The sequence below is a fragment of the Paenibacillus sp. FSL E2-0190 genome, from assembly GCF_037992965.1.
GTDB lineage: Bacteria > Bacillota > Bacilli > Paenibacillales > Paenibacillaceae > Paenibacillus_AQ > Paenibacillus_AQ odorifer.
The window spans coordinates 22,048-34,169 of sequence record NZ_CP150306.1 but is presented as its reverse complement, the minus strand read 5'-3'; the positions used below and the strand labels follow the sequence as shown (position 1 = coordinate 34,169).

Below are 12,122 nucleotides of genomic sequence, written 5' to 3'. Positions count from 1 at the left end.
GACTTGCTCATTTATATTATACTTAATAATGTTCGAAACGATCTACAGGAAGCACGAATACAGTAGCGCCACCGACCTGTACTTCAACAGGGAGCGGTAAATAGGAATCCGTCGTGCCACTCATCGGAGTTACTGGAGTGACTAGTTGTTCACGCACTTTACAGCTGTTACGGATAACGTTCAATACAGCTTCGATCTGACTGTCTTCCACCCCAATCATAAATGTCGTATTTCCCGCCCGCAGAAATCCACCTGTACTTGCGAGTTTGGTAGCACGGAAATTGGCTTTTACTAGCTCACTGGATAACCGGTTACTGTCTTTATCCTGGATAATTGCAATGATCAACTTCATCTTCGCATTCCCTCCCAAAAAAGTTTTATGGAGTATTACTACTTAATGTGTTCTTAGTAGTAACCTCACTTCATAAGCAAACGCTTAGTTATATGCCACTTCTCTTATTATATTAGACAAAACACCCTAAAAACCCTTTAATACTCTCTCTTCAAGAGTTCTCACGATATCTTGTTCTACCAGATGAATAGGGCGGTTTGCATCAAGAACTACTATTCTCTCCGGATTCGCCTTAATTAATAAATGATAACCTTCACGAACCTTCTGATGAAAGGCAAGACTCTCCATATCCAGACGATTGACTTCGCGATCTTGATTGGCCGCAATCCGTGATAATCCAATCTCAGGGTCTACATCCAGATAAAAGGTTAGATCGGGCATGCGATTTCCAATAGCAAAACGGTTAATACTCCACACCTCTTCCATACCTAATCCTCTTGCATGTCCTTGATAAACGAGACTGCTGTCTACAAAGCGGTCACAGAGGACTGTAAGCCCTTCTCTAAGAGCTGGCTCTACTACTTCAGCGAGATGTTGGCTTCTTGATGCAGCGTACAGCAATGCCTCAGTACGTGCATCCATTGCAGTATGGGCAGGATCCAGAATAATAGAGCGAATTTTTTCGGCGATTTCTATGCCTCCAGGTTCACGTGTAATTCGATAGGGCATGGACCGATTCTGCAAATATGCTGCTACTCTGCCCAGTACCGTTGTTTTTCCGGAGCCTTCGCCCCCTTCTAATGTTATGAAGAAACCTTCTTTGCCCACTTATACTTCTCCGCCCTTCTGAATGTTGTATACCTTAATACGCTGTAAGACCGGATCAGCACAAGCTTGGAACTTCGCGCCTCCATAAGCTAAACCAGTCAGTCTTTGCTGTATCTGATCTGTGATGACCTCACCCGGATATAATAATGGAATGCCTGGTGGATAGGGAATTACCATTTCTGCAGCTACTCTCCCCACGCTGTGTTCAAGATTAATACTTTCTACCTCATTGGCTGACACCGGCTTCAAAGAGAAGGGAACGGGTAGCGAGATTTGTAAAACATTCAAATTGTTCCACGTGGAAATATTTTGAGATTCTAAAATGCCAGCGGTGTGCGGTGATTCGGATGTAACCTCCGAATCTATTTCCCGCAGCGCCTGCAATAACCTTGCTGCATCTTCGGCCTTCGAACCGAGGCTGAACAGCAGCACTACGTGCCGGTCGTCACTCATCTCCGGCACACAGCCCTTAGCCTCGAGCCTGCGCTGCAGCTCGAAACCACCTAGGACCCCGGTGGCGTCATAAATGACGACTTTGAAGGGGTCCTGCGTCTCGTACGCCGCCTTATGCAGCGGCGTGCTGTCGTGCAGCGGCTCTGCCGGCTGCACCAATCCATAGCGCGGCAGCTCGGCAAGGCCGCGCCGCAGGACATCCACGGCGGCCAGCCCTGCCGTGAAAGCCTCGCTGCCCCGGCTGTGCAGCAGCCGCCGGGCAAGATCAAGTGACGCCATCATAGGATATGATGGGCTGGAGCTCTGCACCATGGCGAGCCGCTGCGAGAGCAGGGCGCGGTCGAGCCGCTGCCCTTGAACATGCAGCATAGCGCCCATGGTCATCGCAGTGAGCATCTTGTGCGTGGACTGCACTACGCCGTCCGCGCCACAAGCAAGCGCCCCGGCAGGCAGTGCCGGGTGCTGCCCGTAATGCGCCCCATGCGCTTCATCGACAAGCAGCGGTATACCGCTGTCGTGGCAAATACGCGCGAGGGGCGCAAGGTCACTGCCCATGCCGTAGTAATTGGGCATGGTGACAAATACAGCGGCGGCTTCCGGATAGGCTGCAAGTGCAGCCTCAACAGCTTCTGCCGCCGGCGCTACTGCCAAGCCGCTGAGTGGATCAATCAGCGGTTCGACGAAAACAGCCCTCACTCCAGCTAACATAAGACCATGAATCACTGATTTATGCACATTTCGTTGAAGAATCAGAATCATTCCTGGCTCGGGGCAAGACGTTAGAATCAGCGCCAGGTTACCCGCCGTACTTCCGCCAACTAGAAAAAAACTCTCCTCTGCTCCAAAGCAATCCGCAGCCAGCTCCTGTGCTTCCTTAATGACTCCCTCAGGATGATGAAGATCATCCGTGCCGGTAATCTCCGTAACATCGTACTTCATTACCTCATCTAGAAACCCAGCGCCTTCTACGCCGTCATATGCCGCTCCATTTTTATGTCCCGGCACATGATAAGATATATTACCCACAATTCTATATTGCTCCAGCATTTCGTATACAGGTGCCCTACATCGTTGTAATTTATTCATATTAAATTCCTTCCCATAGGGTTCCTTCTATTTTAACGTAAATATTCAGAAACTCCTATGTTTCCTCATAAAAGCATCTGACTGAACAGCAAAACGGCTCCCCCCGCTTAAACAACGAGGAAGCCGTATATGAATATCTCTAATGCAGCCCTTATATCTTTCATCCAGACTGCTCTCTTATCCGCATCAATTAACAGAGTTACTCTACTTAAGCGTTCTTTTGCAATCCGATCTTCTTCATCTGGCCAATAAAAAAACGGTACTTAGCATCTTCTGCCTCGGTACGGATCATTTCTGCCTCACAATCCTCACAAATAAAATGCGAGACAATCACAATACCTTCTTCTTTTTCCTGCCCACAAATGATACAAGCTTGCCCGGTTTGCTGTTCCATAACCATCCCACCTTGACTCTTTTAAGAACAGTATGATACACCTTCTATCATTTTAAACCTTTTCATAGTTTTTTCATATCCTTCGTTTCGTGTATTATATATATTCCGCTGCCCCTATATCGGTGAATATTCGCCCATAGTTTAATAAAATGCTTTCATTCGCCGATATTAAGAACATATGAATCTGTGAGGAGGTTAGTCTATTTTATATGGAACCCAACACCAAAGGCGCTGCTACATTCTATCAATATAAATTAATCAAAAAAATTAATCTAACGGCACCTCTGCTGCGTGTTTATATTTTGCTCCCTCTTTTGGTCCTTGTGCTCGAGACAGTCTTTCTTTCTTGGTGGAGTATTCTCTACTTAATTATAGCTGCTCCGGTTATGTTCTGGGTTCAATATGTTATTTCACGCTCAGTACTTCTAATCTCCGGGCATCCTATTTCAAAAAGATGGTCCATCTCATTTAAAATCCCGTGGCTTGGCTTCATGCCAGATCAACACATTAGTTACCGCATTTTCCGTAAAGTACAGTTACATAATTTTTATATTGGTCTTTGTATCGCAGCTCTCTTTATTTTTTGGTCACCACCGGCATTTACAGTATCCCTGATTATTTGCCACTTGTGGCTTTTATTGCCCCGTCTCTATACACTCTTCAAAATAAATCAACGCAACAAGGAAGGCATGCTGAAGTTTAATCCAACCGATGCCTCCTATTACTCTCAATAGAGTACGGTTAACCTGTGTTCGCATATAAATAAATAATCGCCATCCATAAAGGACGGCGATTATTTATTTTGTCTTAAGACCTTTAATTAAGGCCTTCTTTTCTTTAGGAATCATAACTATAAAATAATCATCATGCACTGTTAAATGAACCGTTACTCCATCCTTCTGAAAAACACCAGATGAATCGGTATTCTCCTCTTCCTGTTCAATCCATCCCCAGGCCTTAATAGTATCCATATACTCCTCTGGGATGCCGTTCTTCTCCTTTAATCCAGGTAAAGAATAACGCACATAATCCATAGCAACGTTTGTCGTAGTCTGGTCTGGTGAGTACGCCTCTTGGGGCACAGGGAAATTTTTCTCGTTTAGCGCACCCTCAAAAGCATCCCAGCTGGGGGCTTTCGTACCGCAGCCTGCCAGTATTAAAGCTACTATACACGAAAAAATTAATATCTTAATAATTCTTGTTTGTTTCATGCCTTAAATCCTCCTTACCTCCACAATGCATCTAAAGACACAAGAAAATTCAAAGTTAGAATTTATGAGTAGTTCCTTCGTATTAGAGATGTTGCTTATTATTTGCACTTATCTATTATACTTGTATCGACCTCAGCGTCGGTAACAAAAATGTCACTCAATTACAGCCCCTTCAGATGTTGTACTCCCCTTCAAACAACACTCTTGTCCAAAAAAAACAAAAAAGCCACTGCTGATAAATCAACAATGGCTTAATGTGCTTGGCAACGTCCTACTCTCCCAGGACCCTTCGGTCCAAGTACCATCGGCGCTGGAGGGCTTAACGGTCGTGTTCGGGATGGGTACGCGTGGAACCCCTCCGCTATCGCCACCAAACATGCATCTGTGAAACAGACGCTGCCGCGTGAAATTCGGTTCATCACCAGAAGTGACAATGAATTTCTAAGCGTATTTCAGGCTTGATGCCTGAAAACTGAATCCGAAACGAATTTGCATTCTAAGTATAGGATAAGCCCTCGACCGATTAGTATTGGTCAGCTCCATGCATTGCTGCACTTCCACCTCCAACCTATCTACCTCGTCGTCTTCAAGGGGTCTTACTAATTGGGAAATCTCATCTTGAGGGGGGCTTCACGCTTAGATGCTTTCAGCGCTTATCCCGTCCGTACGTAGCTACCCAGCCATGCTCCTGGCGGAACAACTGGTGCACCAGCGGTACGTCCATCCCGGTCCTCTCGTACTAAGGACAGCTCCTCTCAAATTTCCTGCGCCCACGACAGATAGGGACCGAACTGTCTCACGACGTTCTGAACCCAGCTCGCGTACCGCTTTAATGGGCGAACAGCCCAACCCTTGGGACCTACTTCAGCCCCAGGATGCGATGAGCCGACATCGAGGTGCCAAACCTCCCCGTCGATGTGGACTCTTGGGGGAGATAAGCCTGTTATCCCCAGGGTAGCTTTTATCCGTTGAGCGATGGCCCTTCCATGCGGTACCACCGGATCACTAAGTCCGACTTTCGTCCCTGCTCGACTTGTAGGTCTCGCAGTCAAGCTCCCTTATGCCTTTGCACTCTGCGAATGATTTCCAACCATTCTGAGGGAACCTTGGAACGCCTCCGTTACTCTTTAGGAGGCGACCGCCCCAGTCAAACTGCCCGCCTGACACGGTCCCCGTACCCGATAAGGGCACTAGGTTAGAACCTAGATACGATCAGGGTGGTATCCCAACGGCGCCTCCACCGAAGCTTGCGCTCCGATTTCTACGGCTCCCACCTATCCTGTACAGATCGTACCCAAATTCAATATCAAGCTGCAGTAAAGCTCCATGGGGTCTTTCCGTCTTGTCGCGGGTAACCTGCATCTTCACAGGTATTAAAATTTCACCGGATCTCTCGTTGAGACAGCGCCCAAGTCGTTACGCCATTCGTGCGGGTCAGAATTTACCTGACAAGGAATTTCGCTACCTTAGGACCGTTATAGTTACGGCCGCCGTTTACTGGGGCTTCGGTTCATAGCTTCGGGTTACCCCTAACCACTCCCCTTAACCTTCCAGCACCGGGCAGGCGTCAGCCCGTATACTTCGCCTTGCGGCTTCGCACAGACCTGTGTTTTTGCTAAACAGTCGCTTGGGCCTTTTCACTGCGGCCCCCTCGTGCTATTCACACTACCGGGGCACCCCTTCTCCCGAAGTTACGGGGTCATTTTGCCGAGTTCCTTAACGAGAGTTCTTCCGCGCGCCTTAGAATTCTCTTCTCGCCTACCTGTGTCGGTTTGCGGTACGGGCACCTTCTCCTGGCTAGAGGCTTTTCTTGGCAGTGTGAGATCATGACCTTCGCTACTACAATTTTCGCTCCCCATCACAGCCCAGCCTTATCGATGTGCGGATTTGCCTACACATCAGCCTCACTGCTTAGACGGACATCCATCAGTCCGCGTCACTACCCTCCTGCGTCACCCCATCGCTCATAGCGGATTACGGTGGTACAGTAATTTCAAACTGTTGTCCTTCGACTACGCCTTTCGGCCTCGCCTTAGGTCCCGACTTACCCTGAGCGGACGAGCCTTCCTCAGGAAACCTTGGGCTTTCGGCGGATCAGATTCTCACTGATCTTTTCGTTACTCATACCGGCATTCTCACTTGTGTAGTGTCCAGCGCTCTTTTCAGTACACCTTCAACCCCTACACAACGCTCCCCTACCCCAGATACATACGTATCTAGCCATAGCTTCGGTGGTGTGTTTAGCCCCGTTACATTTTCGGCGCAGAGTCACTCGACCAGTGAGCTATTACGCACTCTTTCAATGGTGGCTGCTTCTAAGCCAACATCCTGGTTGTCTGTGCAACTCCACATCCTTTCCCACTTAACACACACTTGGGGACCTTAGCTGATGGTCTGGGCTGTTTCCCTTTTGACAATGGATCTTAGCACTCACTGTCTGACTCCCGGCAATAAGTATATGGCATTCGGAGTTTGACTGAGCTTGGTAATCCTTGCGGACCCCGCACCCAATCAGTGCTCTACCTCCACTACTCTTATACCGAGGCTAGCCCTAAAGCTATTTCGGGGAGAACCAGCTATCTCCGAGTTCGATTGGAATTTCTCCGCTACCCCCACCTCATCCCCGCACTTTTCAACGTACGTGGGTTCGGGCCTCCAGTGCGTGTTACCGCACCTTCACCCTGGACAGGGGTAGATCACACGGTTTCGGGTCTACGTCCACATACTAAGTCGCCCTATTCAGACTCGCTTTCGCTGCGGCTCCACCTTCTCGGCTTAACCTTGCATGTTAAACGTAACTCGCCGGTTCATTCTACAAAAGGCACGCCATCACCCATTAATAGGGCTCTGACTTTTTGTAAGCACACGGTTTCAGGTTCTATTTCACTCCCCTTCCGGGGTGCTTTTCACCTTTCCCTCACGGTACTGTTTCACTATCGGTCGCCAGGTAGTATTTAGCCTTAGCAGATGGTCCTGCTGGATTCATACGGGGTTTCACGTGCCCCGCACTACTCGGGATCCGTCTCGGAGAGAACACAGTTTAGGTTACAGGGCTTTTACCTCTATCGCGGGCCTTTCCAGACCTCTTCACCTACCATATTCCTTTGTAACTCCATGTGAGACGTCCCACAACCCCTAAGAGCAAGCTCTTAGGTTTAGGCTGTTCCGCGTTCGCTCGCCGCTACTGACGGAATCACTATTGTTTTCTCTTCCTCAGGGTACTTAGATGTTTCAGTTCCCCTGGTCTGCCTCTACATTTCCTATGTATTCAGAAATGAGTAACTGCGAATTACCACAGCTGGGTTTCCCCATTCGGACACCCCCGGATCAAAGCTTGCTTACAGCTCCCCGAGGCAGTTTCGTTGTTCGCCACGTCCTTCGTCGGCTCCTGGCGCCTAGGCATCCTCCGTGTGCTCTTATTAGCTTAACCTTGATTCTTCCGAAGAAAAATCTCACTAATAACATTTACTTGTTTGCACAAGTTGCTAAAAGATGTTCTAAAACGCAAATTCGTTTCGGTATCCAGTTTTCAAGGATCAAGTCTTACTTGAGAGCTTAAACTCTCAAAACTGAGCAACGAGTGAGTAACAGGCCTAAACCTGAGTTTTGGAAGCTGAGCTTCCGATTTGAATGTTCTCATTGCAGAGAACGATTCTCCATAGAAAGGAGGTGATCCAGCCGCACCTTCCGATACGGCTACCTTGTTACGACTTCACCCCAATCATCTACCCCACCTTCGGCGGCTGGCTCCCTTGCGGGTTACCCCACCGACTTCGGGTGTTGTAAACTCTCGTGGTGTGACGGGCGGTGTGTACAAGACCCGGGAACGTATTCACCGCGGCATGCTGATCCGCGATTACTAGCAATTCCGACTTCATGCAGGCGAGTTGCAGCCTGCAATCCGAACTGAGACCGGCTTTGATGGGATTGGCTCCACCTCGCGGCTTCGCTTCCCGTTGTACCGGCCATTGTAGTACGTGTGTAGCCCAGGTCATAAGGGGCATGATGATTTGACGTCATCCCCACCTTCCTCCGGTTTGTCACCGGCAGTCACTCTAGAGTGCCCAGCATTACCTGCTGGCAACTAAAGTTAAGGGTTGCGCTCGTTGCGGGACTTAACCCAACATCTCACGACACGAGCTGACGACAACCATGCACCACCTGTCTCCTCTGTCCCGAAGGCCGCTGCTATCTCTAGCAGATTCAGAGGGATGTCAAGACCTGGTAAGGTTCTTCGCGTTGCTTCGAATTAAACCACATACTCCACTGCTTGTGCGGGTCCCCGTCAATTCCTTTGAGTTTCAGTCTTGCGACCGTACTCCCCAGGCGGAGTGCTTACTGTGTTAACTTCGGCACCAAGGGTATCGAAACCCCTAACACCTAGCACTCATCGTTTACGGCGTGGACTACCAGGGTATCTAATCCTGTTTGCTCCCCACGCTTTCGCGCCTCAGCGTCAGTTACAGCCCAGAAAGTCGCCTTCGCCACTGGTGTTCCTCCACATATCTACGCATTTCACCGCTACACGTGGAATTCCACTTTCCTCTTCTGTACTCAAGCCACCCAGTTTCCAGTGCGACCTCAGGTTGAGCCCAAGGTTTAAACACCAGACTTAAATAGCCGCCTGCGCGCGCTTTACGCCCAATAATTCCGGACAACGCTTGCCCCCTACGTATTACCGCGGCTGCTGGCACGTAGTTAGCCGGGGCTTTCTTCTCAGGTACCGTCACTCCGGTAGCAGTTACTCTACCGGACGTTCTTCCCTGGCAACAGAGCTTTACGATCCGAAAACCTTCATCACTCACGCGGCGTTGCTCCGTCAGGCTTTCGCCCATTGCGGAAGATTCCCTACTGCTGCCTCCCGTAGGAGTCTGGGCCGTGTCTCAGTCCCAGTGTGGCCGTTCACCCTCTCAGGTCGGCTACGCATCGTCGCCTTGGTGGGCCGTTACCCCACCAACTAGCTAATGCGCCGCAGGCCCATCCCTCAGTGACAGATTGCTCCGTCTTTCATTCTTCTCTCAGGAGAAAAAAGAAATTATCCGGTATTAGCTACCGTTTCCGGTAGTTATCCCAGTCTGAAGGGCAGGTTGCCTACGTGTTACTCACCCGTCCGCCGCTAAGTTACTTTGAAAGCAAGCTTTCAAAGTAACTCCGCTCGACTTGCATGTATTAGGCACGCCGCCAGCGTTCGTCCTGAGCCAGGATCAAACTCTCCAATTAGTATTGAAAAGAGCGATATGCTCATTTTGAAACATCTGACGAGAAAATTAATTCTCTAATTTTGGATTTCACTTACGTGATTTCCTACTCACTCGTTGTTCAGTTTTCAAAGATCAAGTTCTCGTTGGCGCCGTTTAATGTCTCAGCAGCAACTCTTATACTATATCATGTTCGGCTATTTAATGTCAAGCTCTTTTTTAACTTCTTTTTCGAGCTCGGCATGTGTACTTCTTGGCCGGACTTAGAATATATCATGTATGGAGATGCATTGCAAGAGTTTTTTTATATAAAATCAAAAGCATAAAACATCATCTATGTATTATTGTATTATAATAACTACCTCCCCTTATCATCTAATTATCTAGAAAGTAAAAAAACAACTGCAGAAGATAACAGTTGTTTTTTAGAAGAAGCTTAGACGATTCTAGATTAATTCCGCTTCCTTCGCTCCAGTAATTACGGCAATGATATTGCTTCGAAGTGCCTCCGCATTGTGCGCTTCATATGGATCCACTTTGAAAACAACAGCATCTGCAATAAAACCTTCTGCAATTTGTCCCAGCTCGTTACCGCTCCCCAGAATATCAGCAGCACTTTTAGTCGCAGCCTGCCAAGCTTCTCTCCGAGTTAAGCCATAATCAATCAATGTATCCAGTTCTTGAAGGTTATAGCCATGTAGTGCAGGTGTGGCATAATCTGTACCGAATCCAATACGAACGCCTTCTCTTTTTGCATAATGAATGGCCTTGGAATGACATTCGGCAGCGCGGGCAGCTCGGTCGCAAATGATCGGGTTCAACGCTAGGACTCCTTTTGGGTCTGCAGCAATACGATAAATTGATGTGGTGGGTACAAACGCTACCCTCGAGTTAGCAAGTCTTCCTGCCTGATCCTCAGTTAGAAACATCCCATGCTCTATTGATTCCACGCCGGCCTGGATGGACCAGTCTATCGTCACTCCGCCCCAGGTATGAACCAGTACCTTCTTATCATGGGCATGTGCATTACGAACAATGAACGAGAACTCTTCTTCGGAAAAGATCGGGTCAATGACTTTCTCGGTAGGTGCTCCAAGCCCGCCTGTGGCCATGATTTTTATCCAACCCGCTCCTGTAGCAAAGATTTCCGCCATGCGTTGTTCTAAATGCTTGAGACCACGGGCATCTGCTGCTCCAATCATATCGCTACTGGTCTGCACTCTTAATGGATGCTGATATTGCTGGACAAGATGCTGCACTGTGCTCGGCAGAATCCCACCTGCATCACGGGCAGTCGTTACACCCGTTCTAAGAGTAGCTTCAAAAGCTTGTGCCTGCATAATTTCGATCTGGTTGGCATCGCGCTTCAATTGATCAGAGTGGTCAAAATCTGTCCAAGCTAAATGCGTATGAAGATCAATAATACCCGGACTTAGCCACAGATCTGTTCCTGCAAGATTTGACTCTACTTGATGCGGATCCGCTTCAGTAATGGATGAAAAACGACCATCCTTTATCACGACATCAAAACGTCTGCCTTCGATACCTGCTATAAAAATGTCATTGAACGTTTGCAGCTCTGGATGCTTATGAATCATCTTCATTCCCCCCATGCCAGCCGAACAGCTGCTAATGCCTGAACAGGGTCTTGTTTCAACAATTCGGCAAGCGTGGATATAGCTTTCTCCACACTTTGCCGCTCAGCATTCGTTCCAAAATGGTTGATCCGTAGAAGATGGCCAAATAATTCTCCGTCTCCGGGAGCCACAATGCCTATAGGCTGCTCAATCCGCAACTCTTGCTTTCCAGAAATCCGCACCGTTGTAGTCAGCGTAGAATAATGTCTGCTGTCCTTTTGCCAAGGCTCAAGCCCCAAGGATTTAATACCAGCTACAGCAGCTGCTGCGGCTCGCTCATGGCGTTTGATTACTTGATCCAATCCTTCTTCTTCAATTCGTGTCAAAGCTTGAGTCAAGGCTCTAGCCTCCAGCGTAGGAATGTTTGGGGCAACCCGCAATGGCGCGGCGTCTCCCAGTGATGGTTTCAGATCCAGCAAGGATAAAATAGAATTGCGTGGAGCATTTTCATTCGACTCAAGAAATTCCCAGCCACGTGGAGAAATACTTACGGCACTAACACCGTTGGGTCCAGCTAAGGCTTTTTGCGCACCTATAACTGCAAAATCAACGGACCATTCATCCACCAGCAGGGCCTCTCCCCCAACCGCAGATACGGAGTCAGACACAGTAATAAGATTGAATTCTTTTGCAATTTCAAATATTTCTTTAGCAGGATTAGAGCCTCCAGTAACCACTTCAGCTTGAACAAAAGAAAGGGCACAAGGTTTAAACTCCTTAATCGCAGAAGCAACTTGGTCGCTAGTGACCACTTCATCAAAAGGAACCTTTACTTCAACAACCGTTGCTCCACCCCGCTCAAGCCATTTTCCAAATAAACTTCCATAAGGACCTGTTACTATATTTACAATGGTTCGACCAGGTGCAGCTATTCCGGCGGCTACCGCCTCGATTCCAAGGATTGCCTCAGCCGGAATGATAACTGGAGGGTGCTCAGTAAACAAGACTTTGGAAATTAAATGTGTTAGCTTATTGTACTCAGCCAGTGAAAGTGGCACGTATCCTTTATGTTCTCGGTTCATA

Annotated in this window: 8 protein-coding genes and 3 rRNA genes; 1 reads left to right on the top strand and 10 read right to left on the bottom strand. The window is 48.3% G+C overall.

The window, feature by feature from the left end:
- Positions 1–22: 22 nt before the first annotated feature.
- The 4 genes from NST25_RS00140 to NST25_RS00125 form a co-directional block, all read right to left on the bottom strand.
- Complete coding sequence (locus tag NST25_RS00140; protein ID WP_036678844.1) at positions 23–352, bottom strand: cyclic-di-AMP receptor; 330 nt, start codon at positions 350–352, stop codon at positions 23–25.
- Positions 353–478: 126 nt separating this feature from the next.
- Complete coding sequence (tmk, locus tag NST25_RS00135) at positions 479–1,120, bottom strand: dTMP kinase (RefSeq protein WP_036678846.1); 642 nt, start codon at positions 1,118–1,120, stop codon at positions 479–481.
- A complete protein-coding gene (locus NST25_RS00130) occupies positions 1,121–2,659 on the bottom strand; it encodes an aminotransferase class I/II-fold pyridoxal phosphate-dependent enzyme (RefSeq protein ID WP_340393175.1) in 1,539 nt (512 codons plus the stop codon). It lies immediately after the preceding gene.
- A gap of 208 nt (positions 2,660–2,867) precedes the next feature.
- Positions 2,868–3,053 (bottom strand): sigma factor G inhibitor Gin, encoded by a 186-nt coding sequence (locus NST25_RS00125; protein WP_036678851.1) that lies wholly within the window; start codon positions 3,051–3,053, stop codon positions 2,868–2,870.
- Positions 3,054–3,262: 209 nt separating this feature from the next.
- Between NST25_RS00125 and NST25_RS00120 the strand changes: the two genes are divergently transcribed.
- Positions 3,263–3,787: a hypothetical protein gene (locus NST25_RS00120; protein ID WP_076130063.1), complete on the top strand. Its 525-nt coding sequence runs from the start codon at positions 3,263–3,265 to the stop codon at positions 3,785–3,787.
- Positions 3,788–3,850: 63 nt separating this feature from the next.
- Here the strand turns inward: NST25_RS00120 and NST25_RS00115 are convergent, their stop codons facing one another.
- From NST25_RS00115 to NST25_RS00090, 6 genes are all read right to left on the bottom strand, one after another.
- Positions 3,851–4,264, bottom strand: coding sequence for a hypothetical protein (locus NST25_RS00115; RefSeq protein ID WP_340393173.1), 414 nt, complete (start codon positions 4,262–4,264; stop codon positions 3,851–3,853).
- Between the two features lie 258 nt (positions 4,265–4,522).
- Positions 4,523–4,639 (bottom strand): 5S ribosomal RNA (rrf, locus tag NST25_RS00110).
- 128 nt (positions 4,640–4,767) lie between these two features.
- A 23S ribosomal RNA gene (locus NST25_RS00105) occupies positions 4,768–7,694 on the bottom strand.
- 232 nt (positions 7,695–7,926) lie between these two features.
- Positions 7,927–9,484: ribosomal RNA gene (locus NST25_RS00100) — 16S ribosomal RNA — on the bottom strand.
- The 16S, 23S and 5S rRNA genes sit together here, the layout of an rRNA operon.
- Before the next feature lie 424 nt (positions 9,485–9,908).
- Positions 9,909–11,060, bottom strand: a complete 1,152-nt coding sequence (locus tag NST25_RS00095) for an amidohydrolase family protein (RefSeq protein ID WP_340393171.1) — start codon at positions 11,058–11,060, stop codon at positions 9,909–9,911.
- A 2-nt stretch (positions 11,061–11,062) separates the two neighbouring features.
- The gene (locus NST25_RS00090; RefSeq protein ID WP_076195264.1) at positions 11,063–12,121 is read right to left on the bottom strand and encodes an aminotransferase class V-fold PLP-dependent enzyme; all 1,059 of its coding nucleotides are present in this window, start codon (positions 12,119–12,121) and stop codon (positions 11,063–11,065) included.
- Between the last annotated feature and the right edge of the window lies 1 nt (position 12,122).